Genomic DNA, 17028 nt, shown 5'->3' with positions numbered 1-17028 from the left:
CGCCGCATGCCACTTCGGGTCACGTTCGTCGCCGCCGCGCGCAGCTCCCCGCTGCTCGCCGAGCGCTTCGAGGACGACCGGCCGCTGGACCAAGCCGGCTGGGGTGAGGTGGAGTGCGTCGCCCACGAGCTGCTGCCGCTCGCCGCGGCCGAGCTGCGCTACTGCTCGCCCACTCCGCGCAGTCGTGCGACGGGGGAGGGGCTCGGGTACGCCCCGCTCGTGCAACTCGGCCTGCGGGACTGCGACATGGGCCGGTGGCGCGGGCTGACCCTGGGCGAGGCGATGGCCCGGGAGCCGGAGGCGGTGGACGCCTGGCTCGCCGACCCGCACGCCACACCGCACGGCGGTGAGTCGCTGGTGGACTTCATCACCCGCGTCGGCGGCTGGCTCGACACCCGGCCCGTCGAGGACGGCTGCCGGGTGGTGGCCGTCGCCGAGCCGTCCGTGATCCGCGCCGCCCTGGTGTACGCCCTGAAGGCACCGCCCGCGACGTACTGGAACATCGACGTCCGCCCGCTGTCGACGACGTCCGTGACGGGCCGGGCGGGGCGCTGGAACCTGCGCTTCGACGGGGTGCCGGCTCAGACTTCCCGTGCGTAGTCGGTGCGCAGTACGAGGTCCTTGGCCGGGCCGCGTACGTGCCACACCGTCCGCCAGTGGTCCGTGTCGCGGACGGTGAACTCGCCGCGGTAGAGGTCCGCCGCGCAGGGGTGGTCGGCGACGTGCCGTCCGGAGGTCAGGTCCAGGTCGTGGAACGGCCGCCCGTCCGCGAACCGCACGTCCGCCGTGCCGCCCGGACCCGGCAGGAACCGCAGCGTCCGCTCGGCGGGCCGGGCGACGCCCTGCCAGACGAAGGTGCCGGACTCGTGGTGCAGCAGTCCGCCGTCCTCCTCCGCGGTGAACACGGTGGTCCCGCTGAACTTCCCCTGCTCGCCGCTCGCGAGATCCCGCACCGACCGGGTCACGCGCCAGCGCCCGGCCAGATAGGCCAGTACATCCGGCACTGGCCAGAACTCGCCCATTCCGTACCGCTCTCCGTCCCAACCGTTGCTGCGCGACCCATTGACGCGCATCAGCCCCCTCCCTATCTTGCCGTTCGAAGTGCTGATCAATGTCTGATATTTCGAACACTCCTCTACCAGAGAGCCGCGGAGTATCCATGCCACGCACCGCCGCCCGCACCCGATGGAGACTCGGTCTCACGGCCACCGCCCTCCTGACGGCAACAGCCCTCGTACCGGCCCCCGCGCACGCCGAGGACGTCACCGACTACGCGATCACAGTCGACCCGTCCGCCAAGGGCGCGGCGATCGACGACACGATGTACGGCGTCTTCTTCGAGGACATCAACCGGGCCGCCGACGGCGGTCTGTACGCCGAGCTCGTGCAGAACCGCTCCTTCGAGTACTCCACCGCCGACAACGGCTCCTACACGCCCCTGACCTCCTGGACGGTCGGCGGCACGGCCGAGGTCGTGAACGACTCGGGCCGCCTCAACGAACGCAACCGCAACTACCTCTCCCTGGGCGCCGGTTCCTCCGTGACGAACGCCGGCTACAACACCGGCATCCGGGTCGAGCAGGGCAAGAAGTACGACTTCTCCGTGTGGGCCCGCGCCGAGAACGGCAGCACGCTCACCGTCTCCCTCAAGGACACCGCGGGCACGCTGGCGACCGCCCGGCAGGTGGCCGTCAAGGGCGGCTGGGCCAAGTACAAGGCCACCTTCACCGCGATTCGCACCAGCAACCGCGGCCGCCTCGCCGTGGCCTCGACGAACGCCGCCGCGCTCGACATGGTGTCGCTGTTCCCGCGCGACACCTACAAGAACCAGCCCAACGGCCTGCGCAAGGACCTCGCCGAGAAGATCGCCGCCCTGAAGCCGGGCTTCGTGCGCTTCCCCGGCGGCTGCCTGGTCAACACCGGCTCCATGGAGGACTACAGCGAGGCGAGCGGCTGGCAGCGCAAGCGCAGCTACCAGTGGAAGGACACCGTCGGACCCGTAGAGCAGCGCGCCACCAACGCCAACTTCTGGGGCTACAACCAGAGCTACGGGCTCGGCTACTACGAGTACTTCCGCTTCGCGGAGGACATCGGCGCCATGCCGCTGCCCGTCGTCCCCGCCCTGGTGACCGGCTGCGGCCAGAACAAGGCCACCGACGACGACGCCCTGCTCAAGCGGCACATCCAGGACACCCTCGACCTCATCGAGTTCGCCAACGGCCCGGCGACCTCCACGTGGGGCAAGGTCCGCGCGCGGATGGGCCACCCCAAGCCCTTCCACCTCACCCACCTCGGCGTCGGCAACGAGGAGAACCTCCCCAAGGAGTTCTTCGCCCGCTTCCAGCAGTTCCGGGCCGCCATCGAGGCGAAGTACCCGGACATCACCGTCATCTCGAACTCGGGCCCGGACGACGCCGGCACGACCTTCGACACCGCCTGGCAGCTCAACCGCGAGCACCACGTCGACATGGTCGACGAGCACTACTACAACAGCCCGAACTGGTTCCTCCAGAACAACGACCGCTACGACTCCTACGACCGCAAGGGCCCCAAGGTCTTCCTCGGCGAGTACGCCTCCCAGGGCAACGCCTGGAAGAACGGCCTCTCCGAAGCCGCGTACATGACCGGCCTGGAGCGCAACGCGGACATCGTCAAGCTCGCCTCGTACGCCCCGCTGCTCGCCAACGAGGACTACGTCCAGTGGCGGCCGGACATGATCTGGTTCAACAACCGGGCCTCCTGGAACTCGGCGAACTACGAGGTCCAGAAGCTGTTCATGAGCAACGTCGGCGACCGCGTGGTCCCCTCGAAGGCCACGACCACGCCGAACGTCAGCGGCCCCATCACGGGTGCCGTCGGCCTGTCCACGTGGGCGACCAGCGCCGCGTACGACGACGTGAAGGTCACCTCGGCGGACGGCTCGACCCTGCTGAGCGACGACTTCTCCGGTGACGCCTCGAAGTGGAAGCACACCGGCGCCGGCAGCTGGAGCATCCAGGACGGGCAGTACGTCCAGACCGACACCGCCGCCGAGAACACCATGGTCACGGCGGGCGACCCGGCCTGGAAGGACTACGACCTGCACGTGAAGGCCACCAAGAAGTCCGGCAAGGAGGGCTTCCTCGTCGCCTTCGGCGTCAAGGACACCGGCAACTACTACTGGTGGAACCTGGGCGGCTGGAACAACACCCAGTCCGCGATCGAGCAGGCCGTGGACGGCGGCAAGGGCACGCTGATGACGAAGCCCGGGTCGATCGAGACGGGCCGCGCCTACGACATCGACATCGAGGTGCGCGGCCGCCAGGTCACCCTGTTCCTGGACGGCAAGGAGTGGGGCAGCTTCAAGGACGACAAGCCCGCCGAGCCGTTCCGCCAGGTCGTCACCAAGGACGCGAAGACCGGTGATCTGATCGTCAAGGTCGTCAACGCCCAGTCGGCCGAGGCCCGGACGGCCGTCGACCTGGGTGGTGCCAAGGTCGCCTCCACGGCCCGCGTGACCACGCTGGCCGCCGACGAGGACGCGGTGAACACCGAGACGGACACGCCGGTGACGCCGGTGACGTCCACGTTCCGGGGGGTGGCCCAGAAGTTCACCTACACCTTCCCGGCGAACTCCGTCACCTTCCTGCGGATCAAGCAGGGGTAGCGAGCACCCCGCGTGGGCCGCTGCCCCCTGGGGCGGCGGCCCACGCCCGTGCCCGGTGTCGTCGGGGATCCGCGTCAGTGCGGGCCCAGGGCGCAGAACTCATGGCCCTCCGGGTCCGACAGGCACGTCCACGGGACGTCGCCCTGGCCGAGGTCGAGGTCGGTGGCGCCGAGGGCTTTCAGCCGGGCCACCTCCGCCGCCTTGTCGTCACCGGGGTAGGGCAGCAGGTCGAGACGGACGCGGTCCGGCACCGTCTTCGCCTCGGGCGAGCGGCGGAACTCGACGTACGGGCCGACGCCCTGGGCGGAGCGCAGCACCGCGTGTTCGTCGGTCACCTCGTGCAACGTCCAGTCCGTCGCCTCGCCCCAGAACCCGGCCATGGCCCGCGGATCGGAGCAGTCGACCACCACCCGGGCGATCGGCCCCGTGTCCCGGTAGATCTCCCGAGGCTCCAGCACACAGAACTCGTTGCCCTCGGGGTCGGCGAGGACCGTCCACGGCGCGTCGCCCTGGCCCACGTCGGCGGGCGTCGCACCGAGAGCCTCCAGACGCGCGACCAGCTCCGCCTGGTGGGCCGCGGAGGTGGTGGCCAGATCGAGGTGCACACGGTTCTTCGTCGCTGTCTTGGCTTCCGGGACCGTGACGACGTCGATGCAGACGGCGACCGGGTCCGGCCAGACGAAGCCGTCACCGGGCTCCACGTTGGTCACGCCGGGTCCCTCGCTGGAGACACCCCAGCCGAGCGCGTCCGCCCAGAAGCGGCCGACCGCCGCGTCGTCAAGAGCCTTTATGTTCACCTGAACAGGTCTCAGTGCCATGCCGGTGAGCCTATTTCCGTGTTTCGCGGGCGTATCGAAAACCGCATACGGCGTCGCAACGGCCCTCCGCGTCCCATGGGGGCATGACTTCCAACGCATCCCTGCCGGCACCGCCCCGCCGCACGCGCGGGTTCGTGCTTCTCGGTCTGGTCGTCCTCGGCCTGGCGGGCGCCGTGTTCGTCGTGCGGCGGCCGCTCATGATGTCCGCTCCCGTGTGCGTGGCCGGGCGGTGGCACGGCTGCTTCGACACGTTCAACGGCGTGGTGCTCATGACCTTGGTCGCGCTGCCGCCGGCCGCACTGGTGGTGTGGGCCCTGGCGCGCCGTCGGCGTGCCGCCGGCGTCACATCGGCGTGGCGGATGTCGCTGGCCGAGGTGGGCATGGTCCACGGAACGGTGCCGTTCCTGTGGCTGACCATGATGCCGGGCGCCGGTGCCGGCGTCGTCCCCGGCCGGGTGAGCCTGGTGCCGCTGCGGGACCTGGCCACGATGGGGCCGCTCGGGATCGCCGGGAACCTGCTGGTCTTCGCGTCGCTGGGGTTCTTCGCCCCGATGCGGTTCGCGGCGCCGGCGTCCGTGCCGCGGATCCTGGCGCTCGCGGCGGGCTGCTCGGTCCTGGTCGAGACCGCGCAGTACGTCCTGCGGCTGGACCGGGTGTCCTCCGTGGACGACGTACTGGTCAACACCACCGGCGCCGTGCTGGCCGCGCTGGCCTCGCGCCGCTGGTGGCGCACGTCGTCGCATACGTCTGCGATATGCCGTGCTGCTTAGGCTTCAGGCATGCGCGTACTGATCGTGGAGGACGAGCCCTATCTGGCCGAGGCCGTCCGTGACGGTCTGCGGCTGGAGGCGATAGCCGCCGACATCGCCGGCGACGGCGAAACCGCCCTGGAGCTGCTCAGCGTCCACTCCTACGACCTGGCGGTACTCGACCGCGACATCCCAGGCCCCTCCGGCGACGAGGTCGCCCGGCGCATCGTCGCCTCCGGCAGCGGCATCCCGATCCTCATGCTCACCGCCGCCGACCGGATCGACGACAAGGCGTCCGGGTTCGAGCTCGGCGCCGACGACTACCTCACCAAACCGTTCGAGCTGCGGGAGCTCGTCCTGCGGCTGAGGGCGCTCGACCGCAGACGCGCCTACGCCCGGCCCCCGGTCCGCGAGATCGCGGGCCTGCGGCTGGACCCCTTCCGCCGGGAGGTCTTCCGCGACGGACGCTACGTCCCGCTCACGCGCAAGCAGTTCGCCGTGCTGGACGTCCTCGTCGCCGCCGAGGGCGGGGTCGTCAGCGCCGAGGAGCTGCTGGAACGGGCCTGGGACGAGAACGCCGACCCCCTCACCAACGCCGTGCGCATCACCGTCTCCGCGCTGCGCAAACGGCTCGGCGAACCCTGGATCATCGCCACGGTGCCCGGCGTCGGCTACCGGATCGACCCCGGCACGGACGCCGCCGACACCGGCAGGACGCATGCGTAGACGCCCCGGGCCCAGCGCCCGGCTGAAACTCACCCTCAGCTACGCCGGATTCCTCGCCGTCGCCGGCGCTCTGCTGCTGGCCGTGGTGTGGATGTACCTGCTGCGCTACGTACCCGACAACTCCCAGGGACTGCTCTGGACCTCGCCCAACCGCTACCTCCTGGTGCGCACCTTCGCCCCCGCCGCGGCCGTGGCGATGGTCTTCCTGCTCGTGTTCGGCCTCGTCGGGGGATGGGTCCTGGCCGGCCGGATGCTCGCACCGCTCACACGGATCACGGCCGCGGCACGGAGGGCCGGGAACGGATCGCTGTCCCACCGCGTCCGCTTGGAGGGCCGCCAGGACGAATTCCGCGAACTCGCCGACACCTTCGACGCCATGCTCGGACAACTCGAGTCGCACGTCGCCGAGCAACAGCGGTTCGCCGCGAACGCCTCCCACGAACTGCGCACCCCGCTGGCCATCTCCCGGACGCTGCTCGACGTCGCCCGCAAGGACCCCACGCGGGACCGGGGCGAACTCATCGAACGCCTGCACGCGGTCAACACGCGCGCGATCGGCCTCACCGAGGCCCTTCTGCTGCTCAGCCGCAGCGACCGAGGGAACTTCACCCGCGAGAGCGTCGACCTCTCCCTCATCGCCGAAGAGGCAGCCGAAACCCTGCTCCCCCTCGCCGAAGAGCGGGAGATCACCCTCGACGTCACCGGCGGGGCGGCCCGGGCGAGCGGCTCCTCGGAACTCCTGCTGCGGATGGTGACGAACCTCGTCCAGAACGCCCTCGTCCACAACCTCCCCGCCGGCGGCACCGTGACGGTCCACACCGAGGCGCACGGTGACACGAGCGTGCTGCGGGTCGAGAACACGGGCCGTCGGATCCCGCCGGACCTGGTACCGACCCTCACCGAGCCCTTCCAGCGCGGAACGGAACGCGCCCGCACCGACGAGCACGCAGGGGTCGGCCTCGGCCTGGCCATCGTGGACAGCGTCGTGCGCGCCCACGACGGCACCCTCGACCTCGTCCCCCGCCCCGCCGGCGGCCTCCTCGTCACGGTCCGGCTCCCGGGGACGCCGTAGGCATCGCCCCTGCACCCTCGCGATCGCATGGACGCGATTGCATAAACCTGCAGAGAAACGTATAGTCATGCCCTCTAGGAGGAGGTTCCATGGCGGTACGTGCGGCAGTGGCCGGAGCGAGTGGATACGCGGGCGGGGAACTGCTGCGTCTGCTCCTGGCGCACCCCGAGGTCGAGATCGGCGCCCTGACCGGCAACTCCAACGCGGGGCAGAAGCTCGGTGCGCTCCAGCCGCACCTGCTGCCCCTGGCCGGGCGAGTGCTCCAGGAGACCACCCCCGAGGTGCTCGACGGCCACGACGTCGTCTTCCTCGCGCTGCCGCACGGGCAGTCCGCCGCCGTCGCCGAGCGGCTCGGGCCGGACGTGCTGGTGATCGACATGGGCGCCGACTTCCGGCTCACGGACGCCGCCGCCTGGGAGCGGTTCTACGGCTCGAAGCACGCCGGAACCTGGCCCTACGGCCTTCCCGAACTGCCGGGTGCACGCGCCGCGCTGGAGGGGTCCAAGCGCGTCGCGGTGCCCGGCTGCTACCCCACGGCAGTGTCGCTGGCGCTCTTCCCGGCGTACGCCGCCGGGCTCGCCGAGCCCGAGGCCGTGATCGTCGCCGCGTCCGGCACCTCCGGCGCGGGCAAGGCGCCCAAGCCGCACCTGCTGGGCAGCGAGGTCATGGGCTCGATGTCCCCGTACGGCGTCGGCGGCGGGCACCGGCACACCCCCGAGATCACCCAGAACCTCAGCGCGGCCGCCGGCGAGCCGGTCTCCGTCTCCTTCACACCGACCCTCGCGCCGATGCCCCGCGGCATCCTCGCCACGTGCAGCGCGAAGGCGAAGGACGGGGTCACCGCCGAGTCCCTGCGCGCCGCCTACGAGAAGGCCTTCGCCGACGAGCCCTTCGTGCACCTGCTGCCCGAGGGCCAGTGGCCCGCCACGGCGTCCGTCTACGGTTCGAACGCCGTTCAGGCGCAGGTCGCGTACGACGCGGCCGCCGGACGGATCATCGTGATCAGCGCCATCGACAACCTCACCAAGGGCACCGCCGGCGGTGCCGTCCAGAGCATGAACATCGCCCTGGGGCTCGACGAGACCACCGGACTGACGACGATCGGAGTTGCGCCGTGAGTGTGACGGCAGCGAAGGGATTCACGGCGGCGGGCATCGCCGCCGGGATCAAGGAGAACGGCAACCCCGACCTGGCCCTCGTGGTCAACACCGGGCCCCGCCGCGCCGCCGCCGGCGTCTTCACCTCCAACCGCGTGAAGGCCGCACCGGTGCTGTGGTCCGAGCAGGTACTGAAGAGCGGCCAGGTGTCCGCCGTCGTCCTCAACTCCGGCGGCGCCAACGCCTGCACGGGCCCGAAGGGCTTCCAGGACACGCACGCGACGGCCGAGAAGGTAGCCGAGGTCCTCGGGCGGGGCGCCATCGAGGTCGCCGTCTGCTCGACCGGCCTGATCGGCGTGCTCCTGCCGATGGACAAGCTGCTGCCCGGCGTCGAGACGGCCGCCGCCCAGCTCTCCGAGCACGGCGGTGAGAAGGCCGCCATCGCCATCAAGACCACCGACACGGTCCACAAGACGTCCGTCGTCACCAAGGACGGCTGGACCGTCGGCGGCATGGCCAAGGGCGCGGGCATGCTCGCCCCCGGCCTCGCCACCATGCTCGTCGTCCTCACCACCGACGCCGACCTGGACGACGACGTACTCGACAAGGCCCTGCGGGCGGCCACCCGTACGACCTTCGACCGGGTCGACTCCGACGGCTGCATGTCCACCAACGACACCGTGCTGCTGCTCGCCTCCGGCGCGGCGGGGGTCACCCCGGAGTACGCGGAGTTCGCCGAGGCCGTACGGCAGGTCTGCGACGACCTCGGTCAGCAGCTCATCCGGGACGCCGAGGGCGCCAGCAAGGACATCAAGGTCGAGGTGGTCAACGCCGCGACCGAGGACGACGCCGTCGAGGTGGGCCGCTCCATCGCCCGCAACAACCTCCTCAAGTGCGCCATCCACGGCGAGGACCCCAACTGGGGCCGCGTGCTGTCCGCGATCGGCACCACCAAGGCCGCCTTCGAGCCCGACCGGCTGAACGTCGCCATCAACGGCGTCTGGGTGTGCAAGAACGGCGGCGTCGGCGAGGACCGCGAGAAGGTCGACATGCGCTACCGAGAGGTCCACATCGTCGCCGACCTCGCCGCCGGGTCCGAGACCGCCACCATCTGGACCAACGACCTCACCGCCGACTACGTCCACGAGAACAGCGCCTACTCGTCATGAGCACTACGCGGAAACACACCGCCCTCCCCAAGGCCCAGATCCTCATCGAGGCGCTGCCCTGGCTGGTCCGGCACAACGGCAAGACGGTCGTCATCAAGTTCGGCGGCAACGCCATGATCGACGAGGAGCTGAAGGCCGCCTTCGCCCAGGACGTCGTCTTCCTGCACCACGCCGGCCTCAAGCCGGTCGTCGTGCACGGCGGCGGCCCGCAGATCAGCGCCGCCCTCGACCAGCACGGCATCGTCAGCGAGTTCAAGGCGGGCCTCAGGGTCACCACCGAGGACGCCATGGACGTCGTACGGATGGTGCTGGCCGGTCAGGTGCAGCGCGAACTGGTCGGGCTGCTCAACCAGCACGGCCCGCTCGCCGTCGGCCTGACGGGCGAGGACGCGCACACCATCACCGCCACCAAGCACCAGCCCGAGATCGACGGCGAACTGGTCGACATCGGGCGGGTCGGCGAGATCACCGCGATCGACACGGGCGCGATCGAGGCGCTCCTCGCCGACGGCCGCATCCCGGTCGTCTCCTCGATCGCCCGCTCCCAGGACGACGGACATGTCTACAACGTCAATGCTGATACGGCGGCTGCGGCACTCGCTGCTGCTCTGGGCGCCGAAACCCTCATGGTCCTCACGGACGTCGAGGGACTGTACGAGGACTGGCCGAACAGCGACGAGGTGATCAGCCGCCTCACCGCCTCCGAACTGGAGCGCCTGCTGCCGGACCTGTCGTCCGGCATGGTGCCGAAGATGGAGGGCTGCCTGCACGCCGTACGGGGCGGCGTCACCACCGCCCGCGTGATCGACGGCCGGGTCCAGCACTCGATCCTGCTGGAGATCTTCACCGATGAGGGGATCGGCACGATGGTCGTGCCCGACGAGAAGCCCGAGGGACCGGGCGAACAGGGGGAGTCGTGAACAACGTCGTGGGAAATCAGGAACTGACCGCGCGGTGGCAGGGCGCGCTCATGAACAACTACGGCACCCCGAGGCTCCCGCTCGTCCGCGGTGCGGGCACCAAGCTGTGGGACGCCGACGGCAAGCAGTACCTGGACTTCGTCGGCGGCATCGCCGTCAACGCGCTCGGCCACGCCCACCCGGCCGTCGTCGAGGCCGTGAGCCGGCAGATCGCCTCCCTCGGCCACGTCTCCAACCTGTTCGTCGCCGAGCCCCCGGTCGCGCTCGCCGAACGGCTGCTCCAGCTCTTCGGCCGCGACGGCAAGGTCTACTTCTGCAACTCCGGCGCCGAGGCCAACGAGGGCGCCTTCAAGATCGGCCGGCTCACCGGACGGACCCACATGGTCGCGACCCAGGGCGGCTTCCACGGCCGCACCATGGGCGCCCTCGCGCTCACCGGCCAGCCCGGCAAGCAGGAACCCTTCCTGCCGCTGCCCGGCGACGTCACGCACGTCCCGTACGGCGACGCGCAGGCGCTGGCCGCCGCGGTGACGGAGGAGACGGCCCTGGTGATCATCGAGCCGGTCCAGGGCGAGAACGGGGTCGTGGTCCCGCCCGCCGGCTACCTCAAGGCCGCCCGGGCCATCACCGCCGCCACCGGCGCGCTGCTCGTCCTGGACGAGGTGCAGACCGGCGTCGGCCGGACCGGGCACTGGTTCGAGTACCAGGCCCACGAGGGCGTGCTGCCCGATGTCGTCACCCTCGCCAAGGGCCTCGGCGGCGGACTGCCGCTCGGCGCGACCGTCGCCTTCGGGCGCGCCGCCGAGCTGCTCCAGCCCGGCCACCACGGCACCACCTTCGGCGGCAACCCCGTCGCCTGCGCCGCCGGGCTCGCCGTCCTCGACACCGTCGAGAACGAGGGACTGCTGGAGAACGTCAAGCGGCAGAGCGAGAAGCTGCGGGACGGGATCGAGGGCCTGGGCCACGAGTTGATCGGTTTCGTCCGGGGCGCGGGTCTCCTCCTGGGTATCGTGCTCACCGAGCCGCTCGCGCCCCAGGTGCAGCAGGCGGCTCAGGACGCCGGCCTCCTGGTGAACGCGCCCGCCCCCGATGTCGTACGGCTCATGCCGCCGCTGAACATCGACGACGCGGAGGTGGACGCCTTCCTCCGGGCGCTGCCCGGTGTCCTCGACGCAGCCGACGGGGACGGACGATCCGGGGAATGAGACGACGATGAGCCAGGCGCAGGACCACGAGCAGCCGGGGGCGAACGGGCCCGCCGTGCCGCAGACCCGCACTGCACGCCACCGCCGGATCGTGGACATCCTCAACCGGCAGCCCGTGCGGTCGCAGAGCCAGCTGGCGAAGCTGCTCGCCGACGACGGGCTGAGTGTCACGCAGGCGACGCTCTCCCGGGACCTGGACGAGCTGAACGCGGTGAAGATCCGCAACACCGACGGAGACCTGATCTACGCGGTGCCGAGCGAGGGCGGTTTCCGCACGCCGCGCGCGCCGCTGGGCGGGTCGGCGAAGGAGGAGCGGATGCGGCGGTTGTCGCAGGAGCTGCTGATCTCCGCGGAGGCTTCGGCGAACCTCGTGGTCCTGCGGACTCCTCCGGGGGCCGCGCAGTTCCTGGCGTCGGCGATCGATCAGGCCGAACTGCACGACATCCTGGGGACGATCGCCGGTGACGACACGTTGCTGCTGATCAGCCGGAACCCTGACGGGGGGCAGGCGCTGGCCGACCATTTGCTGAGGCTGGCGCAGAACGGGCACTGAGCACGCAGTGGGGGTTGCCGGTGGTGGTCGTGTGCGGGTGGGCTGTGGCCGGTCACGCAGTTCCCCGCGCCCCTGAGTCACCCAGCTGCGGGCAATCGTGCCGCTGAGGGCGGCACCCGTCCCAAAGAGAGCGGCACCCCGCCGGCGCGGGTGCGCGACCCGACCCCGCCTCAGCCCCCCACTCACCCCAGCCTCGCTGCCAACCCTCCGGTGCAACGCACCTCATCACCAGCCGTGATGAGCAGGGCCTCCACATCCGGCAGCGACTCCAGCCAGGCCAGCCCCTCCCGCGACCCCATCGCGAACGCCGCCGTGGCCCAGCAGTCCGCCCACGTCAGCCGAGGCCCCACCACCGTGACGGCGACCAGGTCGGTCACGGCCGAACGCCCCGTGCGCGGGTCGACGATATGCGCGCCCCGCTCGGCGGTTCCGGACGTCGCCACGGCCAGTTCGTCCAGCCCCGCCGCTGAGATCACCGCCGCGAGACCCCCCGGCCGCAGGGGATCCGAAACCCCGACCCGCCACGGCCGCTGCGACCCCGGGACCCCGAGCGACTGCACGTCACCGCCGCCGTTGACGCTCACCCCGCTCACCCCGGGCACGGCGGCCAACTGCCGCGCCGCCCGCTCGACCGCCCAGCCCTTCACGATGCCGGTCGGATCGAGCCGGCCCCCGTACGACGTGCTGAACCAGCCGTTGCTCAGCCGCTCCGCCTCGGCGGCCAGTGCGAGCACCTCGGCGACCTCGGGATCACACTCCTCGACGGTCAGCTCCCCGCGCTGCAGCCGGGAGACCTGACTGTCCTCGCGGTACGTGCTGAACACCTCGTCGACCCGGTGCAGTCCGGCCACGACATCGTCCACGGCCGCGCGCACGGCGGCCGGTTCCCCGCCGCGGACGTCGAGGGAGAAGACGGTCCCCATCGTCTCCTCCGCATGACGTACCGCGGCGGGAGCCTGTGCGGAGTCGGCCACCGTGTCAGCCACCGGCCTGGTCCAGCGCCGACTGGAGGGACTGCTTGTAGCCGGCGCTGGTGTAGGTGGCGCCGGAGACGGCGTCGATCTGTGCGTTTCCGGCCGCGACCGCTGCCTGGTTGAGGCGGGGGACGGAGGCNTTGGTGATCTTCCCGCCGGCGACGGTGACGCGGACCTGGACCGGGCCGTACTGCGTCTGCGCCACGTCGCCGGTCAGCGTCTGGGCGTCGCCCGAGCCCTGCGCGCCGCCGGCCGAGGCCTTGGCCTTGTCCAGAGCCGACTGGAGGGACTTCTTGTAGCCGGCGCTGGTGTACGTCGCCCCGGACACGGCGTCGATGTCCGCGCTCTGGGCGGCCACCACCGCCTGGTTGAGGCGGGGCACGGAGCTGGCGGTGATCTGGTCGCTGCGGCCGCCCTTGGGGGCCTGGACGGCTTCGGCCTTGGTGATCTTCCCGCCGGCGACGGTGACGCGGACCTGGACCGGGCCGTACTGCGTCTGCGCGACACTGCCCGTGACGGTCTTGGCCTGGGCGCTGCCCGAACCGGAACTCTGGGAGGAGCCGCCCCCTGCCGGGGCCTTGTCCAGGGCGGACTGGAGGGACTTCTTGTAGCCGGCGCTGGTGTAGGTGGCGCCCGAGACCGCGTCGATGTCCGCGCTCCCCGCCGCGACGGCCGCTTGGTTGAGGCGGGGGACGGAGGCGGAGGTGATCTGGTCGCTGCGGCCGCCCTTGGGGGCCTGGACGGCTTCGGCCTGAGTGATCTTGCCGCCGCTCATGGTCAGGCGGACCTGCACCGCGCCGTACTGCGTCTGCGCCGCGTCACCGGTGACCGCGCCGTTCACGCCGCCCTGCGGGGCCTGCCCGGCGGCCGCGGGCGGGAGCTGACCGCCCGCGGCCTGGGCGGAGCCCGGGTCGGAGGCCGGCTTCAGTGACAGCAGCAGCACGATCCCGGAGACGGTGGCTGCGCCGGCGAGCACGGCACGCCGGACGGGGTGAGACTTCCTCATCGTTTCTCAAGCTCCTGAAGGGCCGTTGATGTCCCGTCGCTCACATCTCGAACGACTCGTGATGGATTCGGCGGGCGGGGACCCCCGCGCCGCGCAGTGCCTCGTACACCGATTGCGCGAAGCCGGGCGGCCCGCACATGAAGACGTCGTGGCGGTCGATGTCCGGGATCTTGCGCTGGAGGGACTCCGCCGAGATGTCGGGGCGTTCCCCGTCCGGGCTGTTGACCGCGTACATCAGCCGGGCGCCCCGCTCGTCGGCGATCTTGGCGAGCTCGCCCCACAGGGCCAGGTCCTGCGTGCTGTTGGCCCGGTAGAGCAGCGTGATGTCCCCGGCCGCGCCCGGCAGCGTCTCGAACAGGGCCCGCATCGGGGTGATGCCGACACCGCCCGCGACCAGCAGCACCTTGCCGCGGCTGCGGCGCTGCGCGGTCATCGCGCCGTACGGGCCCTCCGCCCACACCTTGGTGCCGGGCTTCAGCTCGCGCAGCCGGGAGGTGTGGTCGCCGATCGCCTTGACGGTGATCCGCAGCATGTCCGGGCGGGGGGCCGCCGACAGCGAGTACGGGTGCGAACTGAAGCGCATTCCGGGCGCCTTGAACCGCCAGCGGAAGAACTGGCCCGCCTCCGCGCCCATCCGGTGCAGCTTGCGCCCGCCGATCAGCACGGACACGATCCCCGGGGTCTCCTCGATGACCGCCTCGACGCGCATGCGGTGCCGCAGGTTCAGCCGGATCGGGGTGAGGATCCGGTACCAGAGGACGAGCGCCGTCACCGCGCCGTACAGCCCGTACCAGAAGGTCTTCGCGGCGGGTTCGACGGCGAACTCGTTGCCGGTCGTGATCTGGTGCCAGAACGTCAGGTACACCGACGCGTAGGTGAGCAGGTGCACGTGGTACCAGGTGTCGTACCCGATCAGACGGCGGACGCCGCCGATCGAGAGGATCCCGATGACGAACAGCAGACCCGTGCCGATGGCGGCCTTGCCCATGTCCGGCAGCTGGTTGATGGAGTCGGTCGTCTGCTGGACGATGGCGCCGAGCCCCTTGCCCGCCTGGAGGGCGTAGCCCCACATGGTGAGGAAGACGTGTGCCAGGACCAGGCAGAGCGTGTACCGGCCGGTCATGGCGTGCCAGCGGGCGACCCGGTCGGTGCCCACCCGCCGCTCCAGCGCGGGCACCCGGGCCATCTGGAGCACCACCAGCGCCATGAGGTAGCCGGCGAGCAGACCGGTGATCCGGCCCGCGGCCAGGATCTTGCTCGTGGTGTCCGCGAGGGACGGTGTGTTGTCCCACCACAGCCACAGCACGGCCGCCGCACCCGCCCACAGGGCGATCAGCAGCGGTACGGCCGGGGAGCGGCGCGGGCGGATGCGGCGCATCGTCTGGCGGCGGGCGGCACGGCCGCCTGCGAGCGTGGTGGTCACGGTTCCTCCGTGGGGACTTGACCCTTGGCCCACAGATACGTGCCGGGACACGGGAGTGTTCAGCCGTGCACCGAGTCGTGTGCGCGGCTGTGCGCACGGAAGTGACCGGTGGTAACACTCAGGCGCGCCCGTGCCCTAGTAGCGGGTGACGGCGGTGGCCCCGGTCGCCGTCCCGACGGCGATGTGGGGGCGCTTCGCCGGGTCGGCCCAGGTGAGGATCGTCCGCATCGCGTCCTTCGGCACGGACACACAGCCGGCCGTCGCTCCCCGCCCGACGACATGCAGGAAGATGCCCGCGCCGCGTCCCCGCACGGGACGCGCGTAGTTGAAGCCGATGACGAGCGCGTGCGCGTACCGCTCGCCGTAGCTGATCAGGTGCTCGGACTCCGCGGCCCGGCAGTCGGCCGCCCGGGGCTCGGTCCAGCGGTTGTAGGAGCGGGAGTCGTTGTCCTGGCACCACCAGGAGTCCCGGTGCACCCGGCGGTACGGGTACGCCGTCCCGCGCGGTGCCGCCCTGATGCCGAAGGCGTACGGCAGCCCGTACAGACCCGTGGGTGTCGTGTTCGTGCCCTGCTTGCGGGACGCGCCTTCTGCCAGCCCGTTCGCTCCGAAACGTGCGGGCGCGGAACCCGCCCGCACCCACCGCCCGTCCCTGAGGTCCCACCAGGTGACCGTGCCCCTCGTCGAGGCCGCCCTCGGGGCCACCGCGGTGATCAGCTGGGTGCCGCCGCCGGTGTCCGTCATCCGGGCCGGCAGCGGGGGCGAGGGCGCGGGCGGCCCGGCGCCGAGCACGACGAGGCCGGAGACGGCGAGGGCTACGGCACCGGGGCGCATGCCTCAGACCGTAGAGGGCGGCAGCGGCAACGGCAGCCCGGGTAGTCCGTCCAGGCTGGTCGCGATGTGCTCCTTCTTGGTGAAGTACTCGCTGAGCGAGGCGTCGTCCTCGCGGGCGAAACGCCTGCCGTGCAGGTCGCGGTCCGCCTCGTACGCCATGAAGGGCACGGCGTAGCCGCAGGTGTCGCGGACGAGTTCGGCCGTGACGACGATGATCGCGCGCAGCCCGTGCTGTGCCGGGTCGATGTCCGGGAAGTGGCCGAGCAGCTCCCCGAAACGGGGGTCGTCGCGGAAGACCGGCTCCCCGCGGCCGTGCACCCGGACGATGTTCGGCGGGCCCTGGAAGGCGCACCACATCAGGGTGATCCGCCCGTTCTCCCGCAGGTGGGCGATGGTCTCGGCGTTGGAGCCGGCGAAGTCGAGGTAGGCCACGGTGTGGTCGTCGAGCACCGCGAACGAGCCCTTGAGGCCTTTGGGGGAGAGGTTGACCGTGCCGTCGGCGGACAGGGGAGCGGTGGCGGTGAAGAAGACCGGCTGCGCCTCGATGAACGAGCGGAGCCGGCCTTCTATGCGCTCATGAGTTTTTCCCATGCCATCGATTATGGCGCAGTCTTTTGACTGTCTAAGGAATTGCGGGACCCGTGGCCGCCCCGGCCGGCGCTCACACGGGGCGGCCACAGCGCCTGTCACCTCACTTGGTGAGCGTGCAGGCAGCCAGGGAGTCCAGACCGGCCGGCTTCTCGGCCGTGCGGCCGATGGCCGTGGCGATGCGGTTGACGGTGGAGATCCGCTTGTCCTCCAGCGGGCCGAGGATGGCGTTCTGGACGAAGTTGGGT

At 71.1% G+C, this 17028-nt stretch carries 17 protein-coding genes; 10 read left to right on the top strand and 7 right to left on the bottom strand.

What is annotated here, in order from left to right:
• Positions 1-6: 6 nt before the first annotated feature.
• Positions 7-600 carry a histidine phosphatase family protein gene (locus GTY47_RS27455; RefSeq protein WP_010045233.1) on the top strand — a complete coding sequence of 198 codons (594 nt, stop codon included), beginning with the start codon at positions 7-9 and terminating at the stop codon, positions 598-600.
• On the opposite strand, the gene GTY47_RS27450 is transcribed toward GTY47_RS27455, so the two are convergent.
• The gene (locus GTY47_RS27450; RefSeq protein ID WP_010045231.1) at positions 582-1022 is read right to left on the bottom strand and encodes a DUF6314 family protein; all 441 of its coding nucleotides are present in this window, start codon (positions 1020-1022) and stop codon (positions 582-584) included. The genes GTY47_RS27455 and GTY47_RS27450 overlap by 19 nt on opposite strands.
• A gap of 137 nt (positions 1023-1159) precedes the next feature.
• Here GTY47_RS27450 and GTY47_RS27445 point away from each other — a divergent pair, with 137 nt between their 5' ends.
• Positions 1160-3646, top strand: coding sequence for an alpha-L-arabinofuranosidase C-terminal domain-containing protein (locus tag GTY47_RS27445; RefSeq protein ID WP_010045228.1), 2487 nt, complete (start codon positions 1160-1162; stop codon positions 3644-3646).
• Positions 3647-3720: 74 nt separating this feature from the next.
• Here the strand turns inward: GTY47_RS27445 and GTY47_RS27440 are convergent, their stop codons facing one another.
• The gene (locus tag GTY47_RS27440; protein WP_010045226.1) at positions 3721-4464 is read right to left on the bottom strand and encodes a VOC family protein; all 744 of its coding nucleotides are present in this window, start codon (positions 4462-4464) and stop codon (positions 3721-3723) included.
• A gap of 83 nt (positions 4465-4547) precedes the next feature.
• On the opposite strand from GTY47_RS27440, the gene GTY47_RS27435 reads away from it, so the two are divergent.
• The 8 genes from GTY47_RS27435 to GTY47_RS27400 all read left to right on the top strand — a co-directional run bounded on the left by GTY47_RS27435 (position 4548) and on the right by GTY47_RS27400 (position 11955).
• Complete coding sequence (locus GTY47_RS27435; RefSeq protein WP_010045223.1) at positions 4548-5234, top strand: VanZ family protein; 687 nt, start codon at positions 4548-4550, stop codon at positions 5232-5234.
• 9 nt (positions 5235-5243) lie between these two features.
• Positions 5244-5939: a response regulator transcription factor gene (locus GTY47_RS27430; protein WP_010045220.1), complete on the top strand. Its 696-nt coding sequence runs from the start codon at positions 5244-5246 to the stop codon at positions 5937-5939.
• Positions 5932-7011, top strand: a complete 1080-nt coding sequence (locus tag GTY47_RS27425) for a HAMP domain-containing sensor histidine kinase (RefSeq protein WP_010045218.1) — start codon at positions 5932-5934, stop codon at positions 7009-7011. The genes GTY47_RS27430 and GTY47_RS27425 overlap by 8 nt, the downstream gene beginning before the upstream one ends.
• A gap of 89 nt (positions 7012-7100) precedes the next feature.
• Complete coding sequence (gene argC, locus GTY47_RS27420) at positions 7101-8129, top strand: N-acetyl-gamma-glutamyl-phosphate reductase (protein ID WP_010045212.1); 1029 nt, start codon at positions 7101-7103, stop codon at positions 8127-8129.
• The gene (argJ, locus tag GTY47_RS27415) at positions 8126-9277 is read left to right on the top strand and encodes a bifunctional glutamate N-acetyltransferase/amino-acid acetyltransferase ArgJ (protein WP_010045208.1); all 1152 of its coding nucleotides are present in this window, start codon (positions 8126-8128) and stop codon (positions 9275-9277) included. The genes argC and argJ overlap by 4 nt, the downstream gene beginning before the upstream one ends.
• Complete coding sequence (gene argB / locus GTY47_RS27410) at positions 9274-10197, top strand: acetylglutamate kinase (RefSeq protein WP_010045205.1); 924 nt, start codon at positions 9274-9276, stop codon at positions 10195-10197. The genes argJ and argB overlap by 4 nt, the downstream gene beginning before the upstream one ends.
• 8 nt (positions 10198-10205) lie before the next feature.
• Positions 10206-11402, top strand: a complete 1197-nt coding sequence (locus tag GTY47_RS27405) for an acetylornithine transaminase (RefSeq protein ID WP_010045204.1) — start codon at positions 10206-10208, stop codon at positions 11400-11402.
• 7 nt (positions 11403-11409) lie between these two features.
• Positions 11410-11955, top strand: coding sequence for an arginine repressor (locus GTY47_RS27400; RefSeq protein WP_010045203.1), 546 nt, complete (start codon positions 11410-11412; stop codon positions 11953-11955).
• 182 nt (positions 11956-12137) lie between these two features.
• On the opposite strand, the gene GTY47_RS27395 is transcribed toward GTY47_RS27400, so the two are convergent.
• The 5 genes from GTY47_RS27395 to GTY47_RS27375 all read right to left on the bottom strand — a co-directional run bounded on the left by GTY47_RS27395 (position 12138) and on the right by GTY47_RS27375 (position 16783).
• Positions 12138-12941, bottom strand: coding sequence for an FAD:protein FMN transferase (locus tag GTY47_RS27395; RefSeq protein ID WP_029181541.1), 804 nt, complete (start codon positions 12939-12941; stop codon positions 12138-12140).
• On the bottom strand, positions 12934-13935 hold the full coding sequence (locus tag GTY47_RS27390) for an FMN-binding protein (RefSeq protein ID WP_029181540.1): 1002 nt from the start codon (positions 13933-13935) through the stop codon (positions 12934-12936). The genes GTY47_RS27395 and GTY47_RS27390 overlap by 8 nt, the downstream gene beginning before the upstream one ends.
• 40 nt (positions 13936-13975) lie before the next feature.
• Entirely contained in the window at positions 13976-15358 is a 1383-nt protein-coding gene (locus tag GTY47_RS27385) for a ferredoxin reductase family protein (RefSeq protein WP_010045200.1), read from the bottom strand.
• Positions 15359-15493: 135 nt separating this feature from the next.
• Entirely contained in the window at positions 15494-16192 is a 699-nt protein-coding gene (locus GTY47_RS27380; RefSeq protein ID WP_010045199.1) for a L,D-transpeptidase family protein, read from the bottom strand.
• A gap of 3 nt (positions 16193-16195) precedes the next feature.
• Positions 16196-16783, bottom strand: a complete 588-nt coding sequence (locus tag GTY47_RS27375; protein WP_010045196.1) for a pyridoxamine 5'-phosphate oxidase family protein — start codon at positions 16781-16783, stop codon at positions 16196-16198.
• Positions 16784-17028 lie beyond the last annotated feature (245 nt).

It is taken from the genome of Streptomyces sp. SID5464 (genome assembly GCF_009862985.1).
Lineage (GTDB): Bacteria > Actinomycetota > Actinomycetes > Streptomycetales > Streptomycetaceae > Streptomyces > Streptomyces chartreusis_D.
Note: the sequence above shows the minus strand (reverse complement) of the source record. Positions and strands in the feature narration are given on the sequence as shown.